Origin of the sequence: Mycobacterium barrassiae (genome assembly GCF_025822765.1) — a bacterium.
In the GTDB taxonomy this organism is placed as follows: Bacteria; Actinomycetota; Actinomycetes; order Mycobacteriales; family Mycobacteriaceae; genus Mycobacterium; species Mycobacterium barrassiae.
Window position 1 is genome coordinate 1 of record NZ_JACKUK010000010.1, and the last position, 23,225, is coordinate 23,225.

Here is a 23,225-nt window from a genome sequence, read left to right on the forward strand (position 1 = left end):
CCAAGGCATTAGCACTATTCGACCGCCTCGACCACGACACCAACTCAGAACGCTCATCCTCGGTCAAGCGCACAACCGGCGCAACAGGGTTCGGCACCCACCAAGTCTAACCGCTAAAGGTCAAATAATGACTCAGGACACTAGTACTTCATGGTGCCGCGGTCGACGTTGATCTGGCTGCCGGAGATCGTCGCCGATCCGTCGCCGGCCAGCCAGGCCACGACGTCCGAAACCTCTTCGGCTGTCATGAAATCCTGCAGCGTCGACGCGCCCGCCTGACTGACGGCGCGGTACGGGAACGGCTTGAAGCTGTGGATGAAGCTCGGGAATCTTCCGAAGAGCTCCATCATCGCCTCTTTCTCGACCATCGGGGTGTCGATCGAGTAGGGGTGGATGGAGTTGACCCGAATCCCGAACTCCCCCACCTCCAATGCCAGCGAGTTGGTCAGCGAGGTGATGCCGTGCTTGGACGCCGCGTAGTGACCGTTGCCGGGGGTCGCCTTCAACCCGGCTGACGAGCTCACAAGAATGATCGATCCGCCGTTGCCTGCCTCGATCATCGCGGGGACGGCGGCGCGGATCGTCTTCCATGTGCCGTTGAGGTTCACGTCGATGACGGTGTTCCACTGCTCCTCGGACATCTCGAACAGACGGCCCCAACTCAGGACACCCGCGTTGGCCACCAGGATGTCCAGCCGGCCGAACTGCTCGACGCCGTCAGCGACCACCTGCTGCAGTGCGGCCAGGTCGCGGATATCGACCTCGCGGGCCAGCACCTTGCGCCCGGTGGCCTCGACGGCGCGCACGGTCTCGGCGAGTTCGTCGGAGCTCCCCAGCGGGTAGGTGATGCTGTCCGAGATCGGGGCGCAGACGTCGACAGCGATGATGTCGGCGCCCTCGCGAGCCAACCGGATCGCATGCGCCCGGCCCTGACCGCGCGCGGCCCCGGTTATGAATGCCACTCGCCCGTCCAGGGGCCCGTCTGTCGCCGTCACCGCTGCTCCTTTCGTGAAGCTGCGGACAGGCTAACAGCCGAACTGGAACGTGTTCTAGTAGCCGGATCAGTCGAGGGGGTCGCGGGTGATCGGGCAGGTCATACAGTGCCCACCGCCGCGGCCGCGGCCCAGCTCGGCACCCACGATGGTGATGACCTCGACACCGGCTCGGCGCAGCAGGGTGTTGGTGTGAGTGTTGCGGTCGTAGGCGAACACCACGCCCGGCTCGACGGCGACCAGGTTGTTGCCGCTGTCCCACTGCTGGCGCTCCGAGTCGTATTTCGTGCCACCGGTTTCCACCACCCGCAGGGCGCTCAGCCCCAGCGCGGCGGCGACCACTTCGACGAACGGTTTGGTCGCCTCCTCCACCTCGACACCCGGGTCGGCGTCGGTGGGATGCAGGATGAACGTCTGTATCGAATCGACGATGTCCGGATACAGCGTGACGACGTCACGGTCGGCGAACGTGAACACCGTGTCGAGGTGCATGGCGGCGCGTAACTTCGGCATCCCGGCGACGATGATCTTGTCGGTGGCGTTCTCGGCGAACAGCTTGGCCGCCACCTGGGTGATCGCCTGGCGCGATGTCCGTTCGCTCATCCCGATGATGACGAGGCCGTTGCCCGGTACCAGGACGTCACCGCCCTCGATCGTCGACATCCCCCACGACTGTTCGGGATCGCCCCACCACACCGTCGACCCGACGAAGTCCGGGTGGAACTCGTAGATCGCCTTCATCAACAGTGTTTCGTCGTGGCGTGCCGGCCAGAACAGCGGATTGAGCGTCAGGCCCTGATATATCCAGCAGGTGGTGTCGCGCGTGTAGAGCGTGTTGGGCAGCGGCGGCATCAGATACTCCGTGACGCCGGTCGCCTCACGCGCCAATGCGCGGTACCCGGACTGGATTTCGGCCGGGAGGTCGCGGGTGGACATGCCGCCGATGAGCAGCTCGGTCAGCCGGCTTGGCGTCAGCGAGTCCAGGAAGCCGCGCGTGTCGTCGACGAGTCCGAGGCCGACCTCGTTCGGCACGATCTTGCGGTCGAGCAGCCAGGCCTTCGCCTCGGGGATCTCCATGGTCTCGGTGAGGAGTTCGTGCAGTTCGACCACCTCGACGTCGCGTTCGCGCATCTTGTCGATGAAGTCGAAATGGTCGCGGCGGGCATTCTGCACCCACAACACGTCGTCGAAAAGCAGTTCGTCGCAGTTGGTCGGGGTGAGCCGCTCGTGTGCCAGACCCGGTGAGCACACCAGCACCTTCCGCAGCTTGCCGACCTCGGAGTGCACGCCGTAGGCAGCCGACGGGTTCGTCACTTCAGTTCCTCTCACCCGGCTATATCTCGATCGCTCCTGTTGCCAAGGAGACCACACCGGCGACGGCGCCGAGGACGATCACGCCGAACAGCACCGCCTCTGCCGGCCGGAATACACGTAGGCCGCGTTCTCGTCGCGCCTTGTAATAGAGCCCGGCCGCCGGGGCGTACAGGATGCAGGACAGCAGCAGCTTGTCCATGCCCGCGGCGTAGAGCAGAAACAGGGTGTACACCGTCGCCAGCGCGGCAACCACCATGTCCGGCACCAACGATTTGCCATCCCCGTACGTCTCGCGGGTGGCCGTCAGCTTCAGCGCGTACGCCGCAGCGAGCAAGTACGGGATCAAGGACAGCGCGGCCGTCAGATCCAGCATGAAATCCAGTGCGTTGGCGGCGAACAGCAGCGCCACGAGCAGCAACGACGTCAACCCGGCCGCCATGACCAAAGCGTTGACCGGTGCGTCGTGACTGTTGGTGCGGGCCAGGAAACGCGGCATGTCATCGGACTTGGCCGGGATGTAGAGCACCTCCGCGGCCATCAACGTCCATGCCAGATAGGCACCCAGCACCGACACGATCACGCCGACGCGGATGAAAATCGATCCCCAATGCCCGACAACCGATTCCAGCACCGCGGCCATGGACGGCTGGCTGACCTCGGCGAGCTCATCCTGGGGCATGACGCCGTAGGACACCAACGTCACCAGGGCGAAAACACAGAGAACACTGAGGAATCCGAAGACCGTCGCGCGACCCACATCCGCTCGGTTACGTGCCATTCGCGAGTAGACACTGGCGCCTTCGATACCGAGGAACACGAACACCGTGATCAACATCGTGCCGGTAGCCTGATCCCAGATCGCCGCGAACGAATACCCTTCTGCGCCACCCCAGAAGTTGTCGGCAAAGATGTCGGCTTCGAACGCGATGGCCACGATCACGATGAACGACAGGATCGGTAGCACCTTGGCGACCGTGACGATGTAATTGATCACCGCCGCGTCCTTGACGCCACGCATCACCAGCGCCGCGAACAGCCACACCCCGATCGCGGAGACGATCACCGCCAGCACTGTGTCACCTGGGCCGAAGGCGGGTATGACGGCGCTCAACGTCGCCGTGATCAGCACCCAGTACGAGGTGTTACCGGCACAGGCCGATGCCCAGTAGCCGATGGCCGAGTTGAACCCGATGTAGTCGCCGAAACCGGCCTTGGCGTAGGCGAAAATTCCTGCGTCGAGATCCGGCTTGCGCATCGCGAGACGCTGAAACACGAACGCCAGCATCAGCATTCCGAAGCCCGCGACGGTCCACGCGATGATCGCCCCGAGCACGCCCGTCTCGGTTCCGAATCTGCGGGGCAGCAGGAACACGCCGGACCCGATCATCGAACCGACCACCATCGCGGTCAGCGTCGGAAGGCTGACCTTCTGATCGGCGGGTTCAGTCCGCGGTTCAGCGGTGGTCATCGCCGTTCACGCTACAGGTCGGCGAGTATCTGTTGTCGTTTTGCGGCGTATTCGTCGTCGGAGATGGCGCCGGTCGCGCGCAGCGTCTCCAACTCCTGCAGGCGTTGCGCGGTCGAAGGTTCCGGTGGCGCAAAGGGATACGACGCCGCCGAGGGTGCGCCTGCTGGCGCCGGTGCTGGCGCCGGTGCTGGCGGCGCTTGACTGGCGGCAGCACGTCGCACAATGGCCTGCACCTGTTGGCGCGCCGCCGGATTCGAGCGCAGATCGATCATGTTGTTGACGCCGATGTTGTTGGCCTTGAGGATCTGCAGAATCTCCATCAGCGGCCCCACCTGTCCCGTGAGGTCATAGGTTTGGTTGTCCTCGGCGATGGTGAACGTCGCCGGCATCACACCGCTTATCAAACCGCTTCGATCCCAATCGATCTGATACTCCATGGTGGCGGGATCCACAAGGGCGACAAGCTTGCGGCTGGTGATCATCGGCAGACGTGTGAGCGACGCGATCACCCTGTCCTGACTGGCGAACGGGGCGATACCCGGTCCCGAGATCTGCAGATCGATCTTTACCAGGGGGCGATTGTTGATCCGGGTTCCGGTCTCGTGAATGCCCACGACTTGAGCGAGCGCCAGCACCCCCGTCTGTTCGAGAGCCTGTTTCTTGGTCGACGACCGTGCGCCCATGCTGGTCAAACCGAGAGCGATGAGCACGTCGAGGGCAGTGATGGCCAGACCTGCCCAGAACATCCACTTCATGATCTGCTGCGCCCCGGAGACGAAGTAGATGGCCAGGAAGATCGGGCCGACGATTCCGCACAGCAAGACGAACGCCTGGATCTTGACGTACCGCCAGAAAGTGGACATAACCCAAGCTCCTACCGGAAAGAGGTCGTCTCGTCGCGTGTCAGATTAACGCCAAATCCACCCTGATGAGCCTTATCGTCGGTCCGTGGCCACGGCGCACGCTCTGGATAGCCTGTGAAATCACGATGGGTGCTGGCGGCCGTCTCGTTGGCGCTGTTCTGCGTGCAAATCGATTACTTCGCGGCCAATCTCGCGCTGCCGCGGATGGCGTCCGACCTCCACAGCACGCCGACAGATCTGCAATGGGTCATCAGCGTCTACATGCTTGCGTTGGGAGCCTTCATGGTTCCCGCGGGCCGGATCGGCGACATCTTCGGGCGGCGCAAGGCGCTGATGGCGGGCATCGCGTTGTTCGGGGCCGCGTCGGTGTTGTGCGCACTCGCGCCGTCGGTGCCTTTGATCGTCGCGTTTCGCGCAGTGCAGGGACTCGGGGCCGCGCTCATATTTCCGGTATCGGTCAGCGTGCTGACCAATGCCTTTCCCGGCGTCAAGGCGAGTCATGCGATCGGATTGGCTTACGGCATAGCGGGTTTGGGCAACGCAGCGGGACCGTTGATCGGCGGGCTGATGACCGAGACGGTCGGCTGGCGGTGGATCTTCTGGCTCAACGTGCCGTTGACGGTGGCCTCACTGGCGCTCGGCGCATGGAGCATCCAGGAGTCCTCCGACGCGACCGCCCCGCGTCGCCTCGACATCACGGGTCTGGCGCTGATCACGGTCGGAATCGGCTTGTTCACGTTGACATTTGACCGCGCCCCGCAGTGGGGCTGGCTGTCCGCGTCGACGACGGTCGCGTTCACCGCAGCGCTACTCGCACTCGCGCTGTTCGTCGTCGTCGAAAACCGGGCGCCATGGCCACTGGTCGATTTGTCGCTGTTACGCCACGGCCGGTTCGCGGTGCTCGTGGTTGCGGGCGCCATCGCCAACATCGCCTATGCGGTGGCGATCTTCCTGTCGACGCTCAACTTGCAGCAGGTGCGTGGCCTCGATCCCTTGATGGCGGGCCTCGTATTCCTCGGGCCGTCGGCCGGCGCGGCGCTGGGCGGTGTGCTGTCGGGCCGCCTTGCCGCGAGTCGGCCGCCGCTACTGGTGATGGGTCTGACGAGTGTGGCGGCCGCGGGCTCGCTCGCCGCGCTGGCGGCGTCGGACACCTGGATCGTCTATCTGTCGGCGTTGTCGGCGTGCGGCTTCACGCTTGGGCTCGTGTATGCGTTCACGACCGTCGCCACCCAGGCCGTCGTGCGGCCCGAACGCGCCGGGGAGGCCGCGGGTGTGACGCTGACGGCGCTGGTGACGCTCGCCGGGGTCGGTGTCGCCGTCGCGGGTACGGTGCTGGAGATGCTTCAGCGAGATGGGCGGTCAGCCGCCTCAGCGATCGACGTCATCCTTGGTGTGCTCGCGGCGCTGCTGGCGATCGCGAGCGTGGTGGTACTGGGAATCGCGCGGGCGCCTACGGCGTCGGCACGCTCGCGCTGAGCGGCACGATCGGCTGCGCATCGGGAGTCTGCGGCGCGGGACCACCGAGCATGAAGTACAGCGGCGAGGTCCAGGGCAGGCTGGACGTCTTGGCGTAGCTGGTGTGCACGGACACGCGCTGCGCGTACGCGGCAGTCGAGTCGTCGGCGTCCTCGTCATAGTCGCAGACGGCGTCGCCGAGATTGCACACGCTGATGGTCCGCGCGCCCATGGCCGGCGACAGCGGGCCCGGCGCATGCGCCAGGATCGGCCAGTCCTGCGCGACGCCCTTGCCGCGCTCCGGGATGCCGCTGGCAGTGCCCATGTTGTAGGTGGGGTCCTCCGGCAGGCGGTCGCCGTCGGCTACCAGGAGCACAGCCGCCAGGTTGGGGCTGGCCTCCAGCGCGGCGAGGTTGCGGTGCACCACCATGGCGCCCTGCGAATAACCGGCCAGCACCACCTTGGAGGCGGGGCAACGTTGGACGAACCCCTCGTATTGCTTGCCCAACGCTGCCGCACCGGCATCGACACTGCCCATGAAGCCCAGCCACTCCCCGATTCCGCCGTCCTCACCGGGAACCTCCACGGCCGGATACTCGACGGCCTCGGCGGTCAGGGTGCGGCCGTCCTTGGCCACCTCGGCGGACAGATCCTGCAGCGACCGGTAGACGACACGGCCCATCCCGCCGTTCTGGGTCACTTCCGCCGGCGTGCGCTCACCTGAGCCCGCCGCGCCGATCCAATGCACATCGGGGCAGCTGGCCTGCGCGTTGGCGGTTCCCAGACCGAGCCCGGCAAACGCGGCGACGGCGACAGCCGCACTCGCGATCGTGGTGACGCGACGGAACATGAATCCCCAACCCTTCTCGGCCCCGACCAGGGCATACGCGAAGTAAATCGTTCCGACGGCCGCCGACGTTACAGCCTGAGGCGGCTTAACGGGTGGATTGCCCGCAGCATGTGCGTGCGATCAACCCCTTAAGGGGCAGTCGCGACACGGGGTGGCGCAATACGAAAGCGGCGCCCACCCGGAGGTGAGCGCCGCTTCGCAGCAGAACTAGATCACTTGATGATCTTGGTAACCCGGCCGGCGCCGACGGTACGACCACCCTCACGGATGGCGAACCGCAGACCCTCGTCCATGGCGACGGGCTGGATCAGCTTGACGGAGATGTCGGTGTTGTCACCGGGCATCACCATCTCGGTGCCCTCGGGGAGGGTCACGACGCCGGTCACGTCCGTGGTACGGAAGTAGAACTGCGGACGGTAGTTGTTGAAGAACGGCGTGTGCCGACCACCCTCGTCCTTGGACAGGATGTAGACGCTGCCCTCGAACTCGGTGTGCGGCGTGGTGGTGCCGGGCTTCACGACGACCTGGCCGCGCTCGACGTCCTCGCGCTTGATGCCGCGGAGCAGCAGACCGACGTTGTCACCGGCCTGGCCCTGATCCAGCAGCTTGCGGAACATCTCGACGCCGGTGACCGTCGTCTTGGTGGTCTCCGGGCGAATGCCGACGATCTCGACTTCCTCGTTCACGTTGACGACGCCGCGCTCCACACGACCGGTCACCACGGTGCCGCGGCCGGTGATGGTGAAGACGTCCTCGACGGGCATCAGGAACGGCTTGTCGGTCTCGCGGACCGGGTCCGGAATCGACTCGTCGACCGCATCCATCAGGTCCTCGACGGACTTGACCCACTCGGGGTCGCCCTCGAGCGCCTTCAGCGCCGACACCTTGATGACGGGGGCGTCCTCGTCGAAGTCCTGGGCGCTCAGCAGCTCCCGGACCTCCATCTCGACGAGCTCGATGAGCTCCTCGTCGTCGACCATGTCGGCCTTGTTCAGCGCCACGAGGATGTAGGGCACACCCACCTGACGGGCGAGCAGCACGTGCTCACGCGTCTGCGGCATGGGGCCGTCGGTCGCGGCGACCACCAGGATCGCGCCGTCCATCTGGGCGGCACCGGTGATCATGTTCTTGATGTAGTCCGCGTGGCCAGGAGCGTCGACGTGCGCGTAGTGGCGCTTGTCGGTCTGGTACTCCACGTGGGAGATGTTGATCGTGATGCCGCGCTGACGCTCCTCAGGCGCATTGTCGATCTGGTCGAATGCGCGCGACTCGTTCAACTCGGGGTACTTGTCGTGCAGAACCTTGGTGATTGCTGCAGTAAGCGTGGTCTTGCCGTGGTCAACGTGACCAATGGTCCCGATGTTGACGTGCGGCTTCGTCCGCTCGAACTTCGCCTTCGCCACTTCTGTGTCCTCCTGGACTTGTTGGTGCTTCTTCTATCTGGTTTCGAAGCAGTGCTTTGATCTTTGCAGTTGATTCTCTTCGCGGGGTAACCGGGGCTTATTGCCCGGTCGCCTTCGCGATGATCTCCTTCGACACGTTTGCCGGAACCTCGGCGTACGAGTCGAAAACCATGGAGTAGTTCGCCCGGCCCTGAGTCTTCGACCGAAGGTCTCCGACGTAACCGAACATCTCCGACAGCGGTACATGCGCCTTGACGACGCGTGCACCGGAGCGCTCCTCCATGGCCTGGATCTGACCACGGCGGGAGTTCAGGTCGCCGATCACGTCGCCCATGTAATCCTCGGGCGTGGTGACCTCGACGGCCATGATCGGCTCCAGGATCACCGGCTGTGCTTGGCCCGCAGCCTTTTTCAGCACCTGTGATCCTGCAACTTTGAACGCCATTTCCGAGGAGTCAACCTCGTGGTAGGCGCCGTCGAGCAGCGTGACCTTCAGGTTCACCAGCGGGTAGCCGGCCAGCACGCCGTACTGCATGGCGTCCTGGCAGCCCGCATCCACCGACGGGATGAACTCGCGCGGGATGCGGCCACCGGTGACCTTGTTCTCGAACTCGTAGGTGGCACCGTCCTCGCCGGTGAACGGCTCGAGGTCGATGAGCACCTTGGCGAACTGGCCCGAGCCACCCGTCTGCTTCTTGTGGGTGTACTCGACCTTCTCGACCTTGCGGCGGATGGTCTCGCGGTAGGCGACCTGTGGCTTGCCGACGTTCGCCTCGACCTTGAACTCGCGCTTCATGCGGTCCACCAAGATGTCGAGGTGAAGCTCGCCCATACCGCCGATGACGGTCTGACCGGTCTCCTGGTCCAGGTGCACCTTGAACGTCGGATCCTCTTCGGCCAGCTTCTGGATCGCCGTGCCGAGCTTCTCCTGGTCGCTCTTGGTCTTGGGCTCGATGGCCACCTCGATCACCGGATCGGGGAACGTCATCGACTCCAGCACGATCTGCTCGTTCGGATCCGACAGCGTGTCACCGGTGGTGGTGTCCTTGAGGCCGATGACGGCGTAGATGTGCCCCGCGGAGGCCCGTTCGACCGGGTTCTCCTTGTTGGAGTGCATCTGGAACAGCTTGCCCAGCCGCTCCTTCTTGCCCTTGGTCGCGTTGATGACCTGCGAACCGGACTCGACGGTGCCCGAGTAGACGCGGACGTAGGTCAGCTTGCCGAAGAACGGGTGCGTGGCCACCTTGAACGCCAGCGCCGAGAACGGCTCGTCGACCGACGGCTTGCGGCTGATCTGCTCGTCCTCCTTGCCCGGCACGTGACCGACGGCAGGCGGAACGTCCAGCGGCGACGGCAGGTAGTCGATCACCGCGTCGAGCATGGGCTGCACACCCTTGTTCTTGAACGCGCTGCCGCACAGCACCAGGTACGCCTCGGAGTTGATCGTCAGCTTGCGCAGGGCGCCCTTGATCTCCTCGACCGTCAGCTCCTCGCCACCGAAGTACTTCTCGAGCAGCGCCTCGTCGGTCTCGGCGACCGCCTCGAGCAGCTTGGTGCGGTACTCGTCGGCCTTTTCCTGGAGATCGGCTGGAATGTCGATGGTCTCGTAGGTCTCACCGAGCTTGGTCTCGCCGCGCCATACCTTGGCCTTCATCTCGACCAGGTCGACGACGCCCTCGAAGTCACCCTCGGAGCCGACCGGCAGCTGAATCGGGATGACGTTGGCGCCCAGGCGCTCCTCCATCGTGCGCACCGAGAAGTAGAAGTCCGCGCCGATCTTGTCCATCTTGTTGACGAAGCAGATGCGGGGGACGTCGTACTTGTCGGCCTGGCGCCAAACCTGCTCGGACTGCGGCTCGACACCTTCCTTGCCGTCGAAGACGGCGACGGCACCGTCGAGCACGCGCAGGCTGCGCTCCACCTCGACGGTGAAGTCGACGTGTCCCGGGGTGTCGATGATGTTGATCTGGTTGTCGTTCCAGAAGCAGGTGGTCGCGGCGGAGGTGATGGTGATCCCCCGCTCCTGCTCCTGCTCCATCCAGTCCATGGTGGCGGCGCCGTCGTGCACCTCACCGATCTTGTAGCTGATACCGGTGTAGTAGAGGATGCGCTCGGTCGTCGTCGTCTTGCCGGCATCGATGTGCGCCATGATGCCGATGTTGCGGACCTTGGTCAGGTCGGTCAGCACGTCCTTCTGTGCCACAGAAGTTCTTCTCTCTCGCTTGGTAGTTGTTCAGCAATCGCCATCACCGCGGCAACGCCGCCACGGCGCGGCCGGATCACCAGCGGTAGTGCGCGAAGGCCCGGTTCGCTTCGGCCATCTTGTGGGTGTCCTCGCGCCGCTTGACGGCGGCACCCAGGCCATTGCTGGCGTCGAGGATCTCGTTCGCCAGGCGCTCGATCATCGTCTTCTCACGACGCTGCTTGGAGAAGCTGACCAGCCAGCGCAGAGCGAGGGTCACCGAGCGGTCCGGGCGGACCTCGACGGGAACCTGATAGGTGGCGCCACCGACGCGGCGGCTGCGGACCTCGAGGGCCGGCTTGACGTTGTCGAGAGCGCGCTTCAGGGTCACCACCGGATCGGTGCCCGTCTTGTCACGGGCCTGTTCGAGCGCACCATAAACAATGCGTTCGGCCAGCGATTTCTTCCCGTCCAGCAACACTTTGTTGACCAGCTGGGTGACCAGCTGCGACCCGTAGACCGGATCGTTGACCAACGGACGCTTGGGTGCGGGCCCCTTGCGCGGCATTAGCTCTTCTCCTTCTTGGCGCCGTAGCGGCTGCGCGCTTGCTTGCGGTTCTTCACGCCCTGGGTGTCCAACGAGCCGCGGATGATCTTGTAGCGCACACCGGGCAGGTCCTTCACGCGACCGCCACGCACGAGCACCATCGAGTGCTCCTGCAGGTTGTGGCCCTCGCCGGGGATGTAGGCGGTGACCTCAACCTGGCTGGTCAGCTTGACGCGCGCGACCTTGCGAAGCGCCGAGTTCGGCTTCTTCGGGGTGGTGGTGTACACGCGGGTGCACACTCCGCGACGCTGCGGGCTGCCCTTGAGGGCCGCAGTCTTCACCTTGGCGATCTTGTCGCGGCGACCCTTGCGGACCAGCTGCTGAATGGTTGGCATCTACCGGCTTTCTGTGTTGCTCGTTTGTTCTAGGTCGTTCCGAAGTCTCTGTACTGCAGTTATGCCCCGTTCACGTACCCCGCGATCGGGTGTGTCGCATGCGCCCGCCGCGAGGTTTTCCTCTAGGCTTCGTGGACACGCGAATTGGCCCGGCGTGCAGGCATGCCTGCTGACTTTTCCCGAAAGGCCAGTCCGCAATGCGCCTTATCTGCCAGGCACGATCGTCCACAATACCAGGGTGGCGCGTACCGACCAAACCCGTCGATGACGGGCTAACCGCAGGTCAAAGCGCCTACTGTCGACTAGCTCAGGCCGTCGCTCTTCGCGCAAGCGCTCATCGCAGCCCTTCGCTCTTCGCGCAAGCGCTCATCGCAGCCCTTCGCTCTTCGCGCAAGCGCTCATCGCCGTTCCATTCCGGCCGCCAACCGCATCACCATGTCAGTGAATATCGCATCAGTGTCGATTCCGTTCATCGCTCCGGTCATCTCGAGCAGCACGAAACCGTGCATCGCCGACCAGAACTCCAGGGCCGCATAGAACGCGTTCTCACCCTCGAGCCCGTACGACGCCAGGACGTCGATGACCGGGGCCGCTGCGGCCCGGGTGGCCTCGGTGAACTCGGGGTCGTCCCCGCCGAGCGGCATCCGGGTGAACGCTGAATAGCGGCCCGGGTGGTGGTGCGCATAGCTGCGGTAGGCAGCGGCCATCGCCATGACCGCGTCGTCGCGGGTGCGGCCTTGACCGACGGTGTTGAGCATTTCGATGATGTCGCCCACCACCCGCATCCGCACGGTGCGGCGCAGGTCATCGAGGCTGTGGACGTGGTTGTAGAGCGACGGCCCCTTGGTGCCGAGCTGAGTCGCCAGCGCGTTGATGGTGAGCGCATCCCAACCCTCGCGGTCCAGGAAGGTCAGCGCCGCGTTGACGATGGAGTCTCGGCTCAGCCTCGCGGGGCGCCGACCCTGGGTGCCCGACGGCTGAGCTGCCATCTGCCTTTCGCCCCCTCTCCGGGTTTCGCCGGGATCCCGCGGAACCGGGTGACGTCAAACTAACACCTCTAGTTTTACCTGCTCAGTCTGTGTCCGGTCAGTTGACACGCTCCTGGCTGAGCTGGGCCAGTTTTTCGGTGATCGTGCAGAGATCGGGCAGTGTCGCCGGGTTGAGCGTCTGGATCGACCAGGTGATGACGTCGCCACCCTTGGCGACATAAATACTGCACGCGTTGCCGTCGTAGGCCTTGAAGCCTTTGTTGCCGTCGACCGACAGTTCGGTGATCGTGCGCCCGGCGCCCTGTTCCAGCGACCGCTCGGTGTCCATATCGCTGCCGCGGTACCACCACGTCGAGATCCCCATCCCAGCGCCGACGGTGCCGAACATCGAGTTCTCCTGCCAGAAGCATCCGGCGTCGCTGACGACGGACTTGGTGAACTTTCCGGGCCCGACGGCCGCGCTGATGTCCGCGTCCGTGATGCCGTTGCAGTCACCACTACGGAAGCCGTCGGCCGCGATGGCCGTCGCCGGCGTCGACGGCGCGGTGCTTTCGCTCGGGGAGCCACACCCGACGAGCATGACCGATGCTGTCGCGGCTATCACCAACCACGACAATCGATTTCGCGTACGGACCATCACAAGTCCGACTGCAGGGTGGCGGCGAGCAACTTCTCGGCGTCGCCGCACGGGTCGCCACCGGTCTGGCCGCGGAACTGCACCCACCAGCTCAGCACTCCGGTGCCGGCCGCAGCCGTGGCCGAGCACGCTGCGCCGGTGGTGTCGCGCCGGGCCAGGAACGCCTCATGCCGTTCGACATCCGTGGCGGTGATCGTCGCGCCCCGTTCGGTGGCCAGTTCGCGCTCCCGTTCGAGACTGCCGGTCTCGAACCACGAGAACGTCACGTCCATGGTCGTGTTGCCCCGTGTCAGGACGTACTGGCAGACGGCGCCGCTATAGGGCCGCACCACGTGATCGGCGGCCAGCGCTTCCTGGACGGAGGAGTCGACCAGAAGGCCGCAGCGGTCGTCGACGTAGCCGTAGCTGCGGGTGGGATCGGGTACGGCGGGATGCGCCCGTCGCGCGGTACCGCTGACGGTCGAAGAGCATCCTGCAACGATCACCGCCGCTGTGACCGCCACGACGGCAACCTGATTGACACGCCAACGCATCGAAATGACACGCTACCCAGCACCGCAGCGAATAGCGACTTGGACGAACCCGGCCAACGCCTGACCGCGACGACGTAATCTCTGACCCATGGTGCGGACTGTGGTTGCCCGGTCTATGACGGCTTGCGTGGTCGCGTTGCCGATCGCGTTGACGGTGGGAGCACCGGCCGCGGGTGCGCAGCCGCCCGGGGTCTGCAACCCGTTGGCACGTACCTGCGCCGACAACAGCATCGTCGGTGCTCACCCGCCGGGCGACACCCACATCACGGGCGTCGGGATCGTCAGGACGATCGACTGCAGCGGCCACACCCTGATCGTGAACGGCGGCGGCAACCAGATCACCGCGCTGGGAACCTGCTGGGCGGTGACTGTGCAGGGCAACGGGAACGTCGTGGTCGCCGACAATGTGATCAACGACGTGACGGTGTACGGCTGGGACCAGACCGTGCTCTACAAGAATGGTTCACCGGCCATCTGGGACCGCGGCCGTGAACTAGGCATGACGAACACTGTCAACAGGGTTGCGGCGTGATGCGTGCTGCCGCCGTCGCCGTAGCTGCCGCAGCCGTGGTCCTCGCGGGCTGCGGATCGGAGAGTTCCGACACCAAGACGCCGACCGCGACGGCGGGGACATCGGGCGCGCAGGTCGAGGTCGGCAACACGATCAACTACGGTTCGTTCGGCACGACCGCCGACATCGATTGCGCCGACGGTAAATCGCTCAACATCGGCGGGTCGAACAACACCCTGACCGTCAAAGGCACGTGCGCCAACGTGAACATCGGCGGCGCCGACAACAAGATCACCTTCGAGCGCATCGACAAAGAGATCAGTGTCGTCGGCCTCAACAACACCGTGACCTACAAGGACGGCGAGCCGAAGATCAACGACACCGGCTCGAACAACAAGATCACCAAGGGCTGACTTTTCTCCCGCGAGATTTCTCTCGCGAGCAGACGCAAAAGTCACCAACACGCCGCGCTTTTCGGCACCTTTGCGTCTGCTCACGCAGGGGTCAGGGCTGACGCTAGGCGCGTGCCCCGTGCCGCCCCTCGCCCGCTGCGAACCGCTTAGCGCCTTGCAACGATTCGGCGGACACTCGCGACATGCTGCCGAACTCGAAATCCATCGCGTCGGCTTCGCTCATTCCCCACTGATGCAGTAGCGACAGGCGGTCTGAACGCATGCATTGCTGCGGAAGCCTGGCCAGTTCGGCGGCGAGTTCCTCGGCCCGTTGCCGCGCTTCGCCTTTGGGCACCACCCTGTTCGCGAGTCCGATGGCGAAGGCCTCGGCGGCATCGACGGGACGGCCCGTGAGAATGAGATCCATCGCTCTGCTGTGTCCGATCAGCCGCGGCAACCGCACCGTGCCGCCGTCGATCAGCGGCACACCCCATCGACGGCAGAACACGCCGAAGACCGCGTCGTCCTCGACCACGCGCATGTCGCACCACACCGCCAGCTCGAGTCCGCCCGCGACGGCGTATCCGCTGACGGCAGCGATCACCGGTTTCGACAGCACCATCCGACTGGGTCCCATCGGCGCGGGACCAGTGCGATGTACAGGGTTGGTATCCGGAGTGCCGATGGCCTTGAGATCAGCTCCCGCGCAGAACGTTCCGTTGTCGCCCCACAGTACGGCGACGGCGGCGGAGTCGTCCTTTTCGAACTCGTCGAACGCGGCGTACAGGTCGGCGGCGGCGGGCCCGTTGACCGCATTGCGTGCCTCCGGACGATTCATGATCACCGTCGTCACCGGACCGTTCTTCTCGACCCGCACCCCACTGCTCATGTCGCCTCCATCAGTCGATCGCTGTCACGCCGGGAAATCAGCTCCGCGGCGAAGGTGTTGTAGGCCTGGCGCAGTCGTTCGCCAGGCCAGTCGTCGGGTAGCAGTTCGGACGGCAGCACTGGGTCAGTGAGCAGGTGACGAACTATCGCTGCGGCGACGATGAATCGGCCGGGAATGTCTGCGGCCGATTCTATTTCGGCGAGCAGCTCATGCCCGCGACGGGCCCAGGCCGTCAAGTCCCACAGCTGTGCGGCCAAACCTGCGGGGTCGTCATCGCGCGTGTGCAGTTGCCTCCCGCGGCGTAACACCTCGGCCGGCAAGGCCGCATCGAGGTTGTCTGGGCGAAGCCACACACCTTCACGGAGTTCACCGAATCTGTTGTCTTGCAGTGTGGTCCGCAGTGCGGCGCGGGTACGAGCATCGGTACCGACGCTGGTGATCACCAGCGTCTTCCACACCCCGTCCCACGGGTGCAGGCGAGGGTTGATCGCGTCGTCCTGGCGCCGCTGCCTGGCCAGCAACCTGTCGGACAGGCGGTAACCGTCCTCCGAGCGCACCAGGTCACCCGCGCTGACCATCCTGGTCAATGCGACCCGCACCGTCGACTCCTTGATGTCGAAATCCGCTGTGAGCCTGATGAGTTCACTCGCTGTCGCCCATGCCGGGTGCGCCCCCAGCAACACGCTCAGCACCACCGAGCGGGCCGTCATCCGCGAGGTTGTCAGACGAACTGCAGCATCGGACTGGGCGGTCATTCCCTAAACCCCGGACGCCTTTCTGCCGTGATCGCCGAATGGCTCGTCACGTTGACGAACAGCCTCGCGGAAGCCGTGCTCGCGGGATTGCGTGACGAACGCATGGCCCTCCGGCGTGTGGCGCGCGATGCCGTCGAACACCGTCGAGATCATGGCGCTGTTGGCCACCCCCTGGTTGAGCAACGCGGAGTTCATCGCGAGCTTGACCATGATCAGTTGGTTGACGGGGACGGCGGCGATCCGCTCGACCAGCCGCTCCGTCCGTTCGTCCAGATCTTCGGGGGCGGGTGCCTCCACCGCCAGACCCCACTCCGCGGCCTGGACGCCGGTGATCGAATCACCGGTCAGCAGAAGGCGTTTGGCCCGCTGATCGCCCAGTCGGTGCGCCCACATCCCCGCCGCAGGGATACCCCAGACCCGGGTCGGCGGATAGCCGATCTTGGCGTCCGCCGCCGCGATCACCTGATCGGCGTGCAGCGCGATGTCGGTACCGCCCGCGATGCAGTAGCCGTGGATCTTGACGACTGTGGGCTTGTCCGCATGCAGCAGGCTGGAAAAGCCGCGGACGAAGCGGCTCATCATCTGGTAGTCGATCATCGGATCCCACGGCTGATCGGGTAAGTGGTTGATCGCCTGGGTCTTACCGGACAGCACCGTGTCCTTGTATGGGCTGCCACCGCCAGCGGACGAGGAGCCTTCCGCATATGCGGACAGATCGAACCCCGCACAAAACCCTTCTCCGCGACCGGAAACGAGGATCACATGCACATTCGGATCGAGGTCGGCCCGCTCCACGAGTGCGGACAGTTCCAAAGGCGTGTCGGCGACGATCGCGTTGCCCTTCTCGGGCCGGTTGAACGTGATGCGGGCAACCCGACCGGTGACCTCATAGGTCATCGTCTTGAGGTTGTCGAAGTCGACGGGCCTAATCGCGTGCGTCATCGCCCAGCCACCTTCTCGCGCGAACAGACGCAAACTTCCCCGACACGCCGGGAATTCCGGACACTTTCCGTCTGCTCGCCGAGAATAGACGTCATCCCTTGACCAGCGCGCGTTCCAGGATCGGCGCAAGATCCAGTCCGGTCGGCATTGTTCCGAATGCCCCACCCCACTGACCGCCCAGCCGCGTCGCGAGGAACGCCTCGGCGACGGCAGGGTGACCGTGGCGCACCAACAGCGAACCCTGCAGCGCCAGGCTGATGTCCTCGGCGACCTTACGGGCGCGGTACTGGATGGTCTCGAGGTCACCCAGCGCGGGACGCAGCGCGTCGACGTGGGCGTCCAGCCGGACGTCCTGTCCTGCGGTGCGGGAAAGTTCGTCGAACAGGACATCGACGCATTCCGGACGAGTTGCCATGGCGCGCAACGTGTCCAGCGCACTGACGTTGCCCGATCCTTCCCAGATACCCATCAGCGGCGCCTCGCGGTAGAGCCTCGGCATGCCGGACTCCTCGACGTAGCCGTTGCCGCCCAGGCACTCCATCGCCTCTCCAGCGTGCGGCGTGGCGCGCTTGCACACCCAGTACTTGCCCGCCGCCAGCCCGATGCGCCGCAGCAACGTCTCGCGCTCGTCACCGCGCACCGCCGCGTCGGTGGCGCCGGCCATGCGCATCGCCAGGATGGTCGCCGCTTCAGCCTCGACAGCGAGGTCGGCCAGCACGTTGCGCATCAGCGGCTGGTCAATCAGATACTCGCCGAACGCCTTTCGGTGCTGAGCGTGGTGGATGGCGCGGGTCAGGCCGTTGCGCATACTCGTCGCGCTACCGAGCGTGCAGTCCAATCGGGTGAGGTTGACCATCTCGATGATGGTGGGCACGCCGCGGCCTTCCTCCCCGACCAGCCACGCGGTCGCGCCGTCGTACTCCACCTCGGACGAGGCGTTGGCGTGGTTGCCGAGCTTGTCCTTGAGCCGCTGAAGGAACATGCGGTTGCGGCTGCCGTCGGGCAGGACCCGCGGCAGGAAGAAGCAGGACAGCCCCTTAGGCGCTTGTGCCAGAACCAGGAAGATGTCGCACATCGGCGCTGAGGTGAACCACTTGTGGCCCGTCAGGCTGTAGCTGCCGTCGGCGTTCGGCGTCGCCTGCGTGGTGCCCGCGCGCACGTCGGAACCGCCCTGCTTCTCGGTCATCGACATGCCCGCGGTGATGCCGACCTTGGTGGTAGGCACCTTCAACTCGGGGTCGTATTGCCGGCTGGTCAACAGGGGTTCGTAGACTTTGGCGAGTTCGGGGTTGGCTCGCAGGGCGGGGACGACGGCGTAGGTCATCGAGATCGGGCAGACGTGGCCCGGTTCGGGTGTCCAGACCGACATCTTGGCGGCGCGTACGACGTGGGCGCCGGGTCGGTCGTCGGCCCACGGCGCGGCGTGCAGACCGTGGGCGATCGCCGTGGTCATCAACGCGTGGTAAGCGGGGTCGAACTCGACCTCGTCGACGCGATGGCCGTACCGGTCGTGGGTGCGCAGGATCGGCTGGTTGCGGTCGGCGAGTTCGCCCCACCGCTGGGCCTGCTGTGAGCCCGCGATCGCGCCGAGGTCGTTGACCTCGTCGACGCCCCACTCGCCGCCCTCGCGGATGAGCGCCTCGGCGAGCACCGGCGACGTGGCCGGGTTGTAGTCCTCCAGCGGAGGAACCTGATTGGTGACGACGTGCGTATCTGCCATGGCGCCGATATTACGCTTTCGCGACAGCCGTATGGAAGATGTAATACCTATGCCGTGGAGGCGCCGTCGGGTTCCGGAAGTTCAGGGGCATTCAATCGGCGCATTCGACGCGCCTGGTGGCGGTTGAGCAGCAGGATCGCGACCACGGCCAGCACCCAGCCCAACAGGATGTCGATGACGTAGTGCTCCGCGGTGTACACCAGCGTGAACGCCATGATCAGCGGATAGATCACCAGCAGCGGACGCCAGCCCCAGTGCACCCGATTCCACAGGAACATCGCCACCGCGGCGGTCATGCCGGCGTGCAGCGACGGAATGGCCGCGACGAGGTTGACGCTCGCCTGGCCCTGATCGAGCAACGCCGTCGCCGAGTGCAGGTTGAGGTTGCCCCAGCCGCGGCCGACGATCCGTTCGATCCAGTTGTTGGCGCCGTCCTGCGTACTCTGCATCGCGCCGAGTACCCCGCCGTCGGGCACACCGCGGGCCGACCGGAACATGCACTTGGGATTGGCGGGGCCGCCGGCGACATCCTCCGGGGTACAGCGTGCGGCCGCCCATGGCGGTGCGGCCGGCTGGGTGGCATAGACGACCAACCCTGCGACCGAGATGCCGACGAACAGCTTGACGAAGGCCTTCCACTCCTCACGATCGCGCAGCCACAGCACCGCCGCCACCACGTAGGGAAGGATGAAGAACGACATGTAGACGCTGCTGACGACCACCTCCCACCAGGGCGGATCGGGCAGCTTCAGGTGCTCCTGCAGCCATACCGTCGGCATTGTCCCGGAAAAGAGCCAGCGGTCGACGTCGGCCGGCCACTCCCACAGCGTCGGCCGGCCGATCATGTCGGCGGCACCCCTGCTCAGGTCGTATGCGATGAGCACCAGTGCGAACGGCAGCCAATCGCGGATGATGTAGAACATCCGACGGCCCTGACCGATGCTCGCCGCGGCCAATCCGGTGCAGATGTAGAGCAGCACCAGCTCCCGGTTGAACGCGAAGCCGTCCGTCGCGGTCCGATAGATGACAACTGTCGCCCAAATAGTGATTGCGACCCACCGCGCGATGCGGAGCCATCGGCGGGAGCGACCCTTGCTCGACGGCGGCTCGACCGCAGTTGGCAGCACAACCGCTTGCTGCTCAATGGCGGACACTGAACCCCTCGGATGCCGGTCGGCGATCGGTACCGCCTGTTCCTCGACGAAGAGCCTAGTTAACTGTCCGTGCACCCGAAATTTGAATGGCGTTTTGTTATTGCACCGTGCCCGGACGGCGCCCGTCAGCCGACGTGCTCGCGAAGAAACGCGATGTCGTCCTTGCGGCCCGCATCCGCCGTCTCACAGATGACCGGCGCGTCGGCCGCCTCGACCACCGCGACCAGCAGTTGCGGGTCGATCTTTCCGGTGCCGAAGTTGGCGTGCCGGTCGGCACCCGACCCTGCGGCGTCGCGCGAGTCGTTGCAATGCACGAGGTCGATGCGGCCGGTGAGCGCCTTGATGCGGTCGACCGCGTCGATGAGCTCCTCCCCCGCAGCCCACGCATGGCAGGTGTCCAGGCAGAAGCCGATACCGGTATCGCCGATGCGGTCCCACAACCGCCCGATGACGTCGAAGTGCCGCGCCATCGCGTGATCGCCACCTGCGGTGTTCTCCAGGTAGACCTGCATGTCGGTCTCGAGGTAGTCAAGCGCCTTGGCCCAGCGTTCGAAGCCGGCCTCGTAGTCCTTGTCGTCGGCGTGGCCGCCGTGCACGATCACCGCCGTCGCGTTGATCTCGGATGCGGCGTCGCAGGTGTCCTGCAGGATCTTGCGAGACGGGATACGCACGCGGTTGTTGGCCGACGCGACGTTGATCAGATACGGCGCATGCACATAGAGCGGGATGCTGGACGCCTTGAGCACGTCGGCGTCCTCGCGCGGCTTGGGCTTCTTCCAGCTCTGCGGGTTGCCGAGGAAGAACTGCACGACGTCGGCACCGTCAGCGGCGGCGTCGGCCAGGGGGTCGTCTCCGTGAACATGCGAACCGATGAGCACGAGGCCGAGTCTAGGCGCGCACCCCGACACTCACCCCCGTCGCCCGGTGGCGTCATCGATCAGCTGAGCGGCCGCGGCGCGTGCGTGCAGTATCGCCGCGGTGTCGTTGAGCGACGTCGCCAGCGCCGTCGCCCCCTCGAACAGCACCAGCAACTGGTGACCCAGCGCGTATCCGTCGTCCGCGCCGGCCTCCTCGGCCACCTCGACCAGTCGCTCGGCGAAGCGTCGCTTGTGGGTGCGGATGATCTCGTCGACGCCTGTCCACTCGCCGGCGGACTCGACCGCGGCGTTGTGGAACGGGCACCCGCGAAACCGCTCCACCGGCCGGGCGTCGAAGATCGCCAGCAGTCGCTCCCGGGGAGTGAGGTCCGTGCGGTCCAACGGCCGCTCCATCGGTGTGCCCTCTTCATCGAGTGAGCGCAGGTAGTTCTCGACGAGCTCGGTCTTACCCGAGAAGTGTTGATAGAGGGTCCGTTTCGATACCTTGGCCTGTTGGATCACCGCCTCTATACCGGTGGCGTTGATGCCATTGCGGTAGAACAGTTTGGCGGCGGTGGCGGCGAGGCGTTCTCGCGCTCCGCGCCCCCCATGGGACGCCTCGGTGGTCATGCGTGCAAGTATACCGATCGGTACCATTACTGAGGTGGTCCTGATTGAGGAGACGATGTGACGACCCATCCATTCGACTCAGCCATCGAGCTCGAGGAAAGCGACCAGGGTCTGCTGGGTCGCACCGTGCCCGAATACGCCAACATGGTCGGCCCGTTCGGCGGCGCGACCGCCGCGGCCCTCCTGCGCGCTGTCGAGCTGCACCCCGGGCGGGCCGGTGACCCGGTGGCGCTGACCGTGAACTTCGCAGCGCCCATCGCCGATGGTGAGTTCCGCATCGACACCACGTTGGCGCGGGCCAATCGGTCCAACCAGCACTGGATGATTTCCCTGCATCAAGACGGCAATGTGATGTCCACGGCCACAGCGGTTTTCGGAATCCGCCGGGAGACGTGGTCGGATGCGGAGACGCAGATTCCGGATGTGCCGTCTCCGGAGTCGGTGGATCGGACGCCGGGCCCCGAGGGCGTGCGGTTCCTGCAGAACTATGACCTTCGGTTCGTCGCCGGATCCCCACCCGCCGACGGCGTCGCGCGACCGTCGTCGACGACGACGCTCTGGGTGCGTCACGACCCCGTCAGAGAACTCGATTTCAGCGCACTAGCCGCGCTTTCCGACGTCTTCTATCCCCGAATCTTCCTGCGCCGCGGTGGACCCGTTCCCGCAGGGACCATCTCGATGACGGTGTACTTCCACGTCGACGGCGCCGAACTGGCTCGACTCGGCGATGACTACGTGCTGGCCACCGCCACGGGCCAGCAGTTCGCCCGGGGCTACTTCGATCAGACGGCCCAGCTGTGGTCGCGGGACGGCGACCTGCTCGTTACCTCCAGCCAGGTTGTCTACTACAAGGACTCCTTCGGTAGTTAGAGCGCTCGGTATTCCCGAATATGGGGTATATCACTGGGTCTAGCCTCTTTGGTACCGATCGGTGTACTTTGATGCCCAGCATCGAAGGAGGCTGCCATGCAACATCTCGTCGCAACCCAGTTCGGTCCGCCTGAGGAGTCGGTCGACCTCACCGACAGTCCCGAATCCACACCCGGACCGGATCAGATGTCGGTACGCCTGGAGGCGGCCGCGATCAACCCGTCGGACCTGATGTTGATCCAGGGCCGATACCTCGCCCGCCCGCAACTGCCGGCGACTGTCGGCGCTGAAGGGGTCGGCATCGTGGACGCCGTAGGCGACGGTGTGGACGGCGGCCTCGTCGGCAAGCGCGTGATCCTTTTGCCCACATACGAATACGGCACGTGGTCACAGCAGGTTGTTGTCGCCCGCGGCAATGTCGTCGAGGCACCTGATGGCGATCCCCTGCAATTGGCGATGGTAACGATCAACCCGGTGACGGCCCACCTGCTGTTGGAGCGGGCCGACCTCAAGATCGGTGACTGGGTCGGTCAGACCGCCGCGAACTCGGCCGTCGGCAGGCTCGTGGTGGCGCTAGCCAAGCGCCGCGGCCTGAAGACTCTGAACGTGGTGCGCCGCGAGGACGCCGCGGCCGAGGTCAGGGAAGCGGGCGGCGACGTCGTCCTCGTCAGCGGGCCGGACCTGGCCGCCGATATCGCGACGGCGCTCGACGGACGGCAGCTGCGCCTGGTTCTCGATCCGTTGGGCGGCACGCATGCGTTTCTCCTATGTCAAGCCGCTGTCATTTGGCAAGTGGTTTGACGGTTGTTGTGGTCGGTGAGCAGGTGGTTGAAGACGACGCGGGCGAGGCGGCGTTTGAGGCAGCGCAGTGCTTCGG

24 protein-coding genes are annotated in these 23,225 nt (G+C 65.3%); 5 read left to right on the plus strand and 19 right to left on the minus strand.

Features of this window, described 5'->3' with window-relative positions:
- Positions 1-140: 140 nt before the first annotated feature.
- The 4 genes from H7J93_RS02365 to H7J93_RS02380 form a co-directional block, all read right to left on the minus strand.
- Entirely contained in the window at positions 141-995 is an 855-nt protein-coding gene (locus H7J93_RS02365; RefSeq protein WP_267304695.1) for a mycofactocin-coupled SDR family oxidoreductase, read from the minus strand.
- Positions 996-1,061: 66 nt separating this feature from the next.
- A complete protein-coding gene (locus tag H7J93_RS02370) occupies positions 1,062-2,306 on the minus strand; it encodes an arginine deiminase (protein WP_267304696.1) in 1,245 nt (414 codons plus the stop codon).
- A gap of 19 nt (positions 2,307-2,325) precedes the next feature.
- Positions 2,326-3,774: a basic amino acid/polyamine antiporter gene (locus H7J93_RS02375; protein WP_267304697.1), complete on the minus strand. Its 1,449-nt coding sequence runs from the start codon at positions 3,772-3,774 to the stop codon at positions 2,326-2,328.
- A gap of 11 nt (positions 3,775-3,785) precedes the next feature.
- On the minus strand, positions 3,786-4,637 hold the full coding sequence (locus H7J93_RS02380; RefSeq protein WP_267304698.1) for an SHOCT domain-containing protein: 852 nt from the start codon (positions 4,635-4,637) through the stop codon (positions 3,786-3,788).
- 114 nt (positions 4,638-4,751) lie between these two features.
- Here H7J93_RS02380 and H7J93_RS02385 point away from each other — a divergent pair, with 114 nt between their 5' ends.
- Complete coding sequence (locus H7J93_RS02385) at positions 4,752-6,113, plus strand: MFS transporter (RefSeq protein ID WP_267304699.1); 1,362 nt, start codon at positions 4,752-4,754, stop codon at positions 6,111-6,113.
- Here H7J93_RS02385 and H7J93_RS02390 read toward each other — a convergent pair.
- From H7J93_RS02390 to H7J93_RS02425, 8 genes are all read right to left on the minus strand, one after another.
- Positions 6,088-6,942 carry a cutinase family protein gene (locus H7J93_RS02390; RefSeq protein ID WP_267304700.1) on the minus strand — a complete coding sequence of 285 codons (855 nt, stop codon included), beginning with the start codon at positions 6,940-6,942 and terminating at the stop codon, positions 6,088-6,090. The two genes, H7J93_RS02385 and H7J93_RS02390, sit on opposite strands and share 26 nt — an antisense overlap.
- A 212-nt stretch (positions 6,943-7,154) precedes the next feature.
- Positions 7,155-8,345, minus strand: coding sequence for an elongation factor Tu (gene tuf / locus H7J93_RS02395; RefSeq protein ID WP_267304701.1), 1,191 nt, complete (start codon positions 8,343-8,345; stop codon positions 7,155-7,157).
- Between the two features lie 97 nt (positions 8,346-8,442).
- The gene (gene fusA, locus H7J93_RS02400) at positions 8,443-10,548 is read right to left on the minus strand and encodes an elongation factor G (protein WP_267304702.1); all 2,106 of its coding nucleotides are present in this window, start codon (positions 10,546-10,548) and stop codon (positions 8,443-8,445) included.
- 76 nt (positions 10,549-10,624) lie between these two features.
- Positions 10,625-11,095: a 30S ribosomal protein S7 gene (gene rpsG / locus H7J93_RS02405; RefSeq protein WP_083156093.1), complete on the minus strand. Its 471-nt coding sequence runs from the start codon at positions 11,093-11,095 to the stop codon at positions 10,625-10,627.
- Complete coding sequence (gene rpsL / locus H7J93_RS02410; RefSeq protein WP_007167812.1) at positions 11,095-11,469, minus strand: 30S ribosomal protein S12; 375 nt, start codon at positions 11,467-11,469, stop codon at positions 11,095-11,097. Before rpsL ends, rpsG begins: the two co-directional genes overlap by 1 nt.
- 398 nt (positions 11,470-11,867) lie before the next feature.
- Positions 11,868-12,458 carry a TetR/AcrR family transcriptional regulator gene (locus H7J93_RS02415; RefSeq protein WP_267304703.1) on the minus strand — a complete coding sequence of 197 codons (591 nt, stop codon included), beginning with the start codon at positions 12,456-12,458 and terminating at the stop codon, positions 11,868-11,870.
- 97 nt (positions 12,459-12,555) lie between these two features.
- A complete protein-coding gene (locus tag H7J93_RS02420; RefSeq protein WP_267304704.1) occupies positions 12,556-13,038 on the minus strand; it encodes a DUF3558 domain-containing protein in 483 nt (160 codons plus the stop codon).
- A gap of 56 nt (positions 13,039-13,094) precedes the next feature.
- Entirely contained in the window at positions 13,095-13,628 is a 534-nt protein-coding gene (locus H7J93_RS02425) for a DUF3558 domain-containing protein (protein WP_267304705.1), read from the minus strand.
- 88 nt (positions 13,629-13,716) lie between these two features.
- Between H7J93_RS02425 and H7J93_RS02430 the strand changes: the two genes are divergently transcribed.
- Positions 13,717-14,160 (plus strand): DUF3060 domain-containing protein, encoded by a 444-nt coding sequence (locus tag H7J93_RS02430; protein ID WP_267304706.1) that lies wholly within the window; start codon positions 13,717-13,719, stop codon positions 14,158-14,160.
- On the plus strand, positions 14,160-14,552 hold the full coding sequence (locus H7J93_RS02435) for a DUF3060 domain-containing protein (protein ID WP_267304715.1): 393 nt from the start codon (positions 14,160-14,162) through the stop codon (positions 14,550-14,552). The genes H7J93_RS02430 and H7J93_RS02435 overlap by 1 nt, the downstream gene beginning before the upstream one ends.
- Positions 14,553-14,655: 103 nt before the next feature.
- On the opposite strand, the gene H7J93_RS02440 is transcribed toward H7J93_RS02435, so the two are convergent.
- The 7 genes from H7J93_RS02440 to H7J93_RS02470 all read right to left on the minus strand — a co-directional run bounded on the left by H7J93_RS02440 (position 14,656) and on the right by H7J93_RS02470 (position 21,505).
- Positions 14,656-15,420: a crotonase/enoyl-CoA hydratase family protein gene (locus H7J93_RS02440; protein WP_267304707.1), complete on the minus strand. Its 765-nt coding sequence runs from the start codon at positions 15,418-15,420 to the stop codon at positions 14,656-14,658.
- A complete protein-coding gene (locus H7J93_RS02445) occupies positions 15,417-16,130 on the minus strand; it encodes a PaaX family transcriptional regulator C-terminal domain-containing protein (RefSeq protein ID WP_267304716.1) in 714 nt (237 codons plus the stop codon). The genes H7J93_RS02440 and H7J93_RS02445 overlap by 4 nt, the downstream gene beginning before the upstream one ends.
- Positions 16,131-16,178: 48 nt before the next feature.
- Positions 16,179-17,117 carry a crotonase/enoyl-CoA hydratase family protein gene (locus H7J93_RS02450; protein WP_267304708.1) on the minus strand — a complete coding sequence of 313 codons (939 nt, stop codon included), beginning with the start codon at positions 17,115-17,117 and terminating at the stop codon, positions 16,179-16,181.
- A 91-nt stretch (positions 17,118-17,208) separates the two neighbouring features.
- A complete protein-coding gene (locus H7J93_RS02455) occupies positions 17,209-18,837 on the minus strand; it encodes an acyl-CoA dehydrogenase family protein (RefSeq protein ID WP_267304709.1) in 1,629 nt (542 codons plus the stop codon).
- Positions 18,838-18,884: 47 nt separating this feature from the next.
- The gene (locus tag H7J93_RS02460) at positions 18,885-19,991 is read right to left on the minus strand and encodes a phosphatase PAP2 family protein (protein ID WP_267304710.1); all 1,107 of its coding nucleotides are present in this window, start codon (positions 19,989-19,991) and stop codon (positions 18,885-18,887) included.
- A 125-nt stretch (positions 19,992-20,116) separates the two neighbouring features.
- The gene (locus H7J93_RS02465) at positions 20,117-20,869 is read right to left on the minus strand and encodes a deoxyribonuclease IV (RefSeq protein ID WP_267304711.1); all 753 of its coding nucleotides are present in this window, start codon (positions 20,867-20,869) and stop codon (positions 20,117-20,119) included.
- A gap of 30 nt (positions 20,870-20,899) precedes the next feature.
- Positions 20,900-21,505 (minus strand): TetR/AcrR family transcriptional regulator, encoded by a 606-nt coding sequence (locus H7J93_RS02470; RefSeq protein ID WP_372507763.1) that lies wholly within the window; start codon positions 21,503-21,505, stop codon positions 20,900-20,902.
- Positions 21,506-21,535: 30 nt separating this feature from the next.
- Between H7J93_RS02470 and H7J93_RS02475 the strand changes: the two genes are divergently transcribed.
- Entirely contained in the window at positions 21,536-22,348 is an 813-nt protein-coding gene (locus H7J93_RS02475) for an acyl-CoA thioesterase (protein WP_267304713.1), read from the plus strand.
- 96 nt (positions 22,349-22,444) lie between these two features.
- On the plus strand, positions 22,445-23,149 hold the full coding sequence (locus tag H7J93_RS02480) for an alcohol dehydrogenase catalytic domain-containing protein (RefSeq protein WP_267304714.1): 705 nt from the start codon (positions 22,445-22,447) through the stop codon (positions 23,147-23,149).
- Positions 23,150-23,225 lie beyond the last annotated feature (76 nt).

Coding starts and splice junctions, on each gene's coding strand:
- H7J93_RS02450 (WP_267304708.1), bottom strand. CDS start 17,117: ATGACGCACGCGATTAGGCCCGTCGACTTCGACAACCTCAAGACGATG.
- rpsG (WP_083156093.1), bottom strand. CDS start 11,095: ATGCCGCGCAAGGGGCCCGCACCCAAGCGTCCGTTGGTCAACGATCCG.
- rpsL (WP_007167812.1), bottom strand. CDS start 11,469: ATGCCAACCATTCAGCAGCTGGTCCGCAAGGGTCGCCGCGACAAGATC.
- H7J93_RS02440 (WP_267304707.1), bottom strand. CDS start 15,420: ATGAGCAGTGGGGTGCGGGTCGAGAAGAACGGTCCGGTGACGACGGTG.
- H7J93_RS02380 (WP_267304698.1), bottom strand. CDS start 4,637: ATGTCCACTTTCTGGCGGTACGTCAAGATCCAGGCGTTCGTCTTGCTG.
- H7J93_RS02420 (WP_267304704.1), bottom strand. CDS start 13,038: ATGCTCGTCGGGTGTGGCTCCCCGAGCGAAAGCACCGCGCCGTCGACG.
- H7J93_RS02430 (WP_267304706.1), top strand. CDS start 13,717: ATGGTGCGGACTGTGGTTGCCCGGTCTATGACGGCTTGCGTGGTCGCG.
- H7J93_RS02375 (WP_267304697.1), bottom strand. CDS start 3,774: ATGACCACCGCTGAACCGCGGACTGAACCCGCCGATCAGAAGGTCAGC.
- H7J93_RS02470 (WP_372507763.1), bottom strand. CDS start 21,505: ATGGTACCGATCGGTATACTTGCACGCATGACCACCGAGGCGTCCCAT.
- H7J93_RS02415 (WP_267304703.1), bottom strand. CDS start 12,458: ATGGCAGCTCAGCCGTCGGGCACCCAGGGTCGGCGCCCCGCGAGGCTG.
- H7J93_RS02455 (WP_267304709.1), bottom strand. CDS start 18,837: ATGGCAGATACGCACGTCGTCACCAATCAGGTTCCTCCGCTGGAGGAC.
- H7J93_RS02480 (WP_267304714.1), top strand. CDS start 22,445: ATGCAACATCTCGTCGCAACCCAGTTCGGTCCGCCTGAGGAGTCGGTC.
- H7J93_RS02445 (WP_267304716.1), bottom strand. CDS start 16,130: ATGACGGCCCGCTCGGTGGTGCTGAGCGTGTTGCTGGGGGCGCACCCG.
- H7J93_RS02435 (WP_267304715.1), top strand. CDS start 14,160: ATGCGTGCTGCCGCCGTCGCCGTAGCTGCCGCAGCCGTGGTCCTCGCG.
- H7J93_RS02390 (WP_267304700.1), bottom strand. CDS start 6,942: ATGTTCCGTCGCGTCACCACGATCGCGAGTGCGGCTGTCGCCGTCGCC.
- H7J93_RS02425 (WP_267304705.1), bottom strand. CDS start 13,628: ATGCGTTGGCGTGTCAATCAGGTTGCCGTCGTGGCGGTCACAGCGGCG.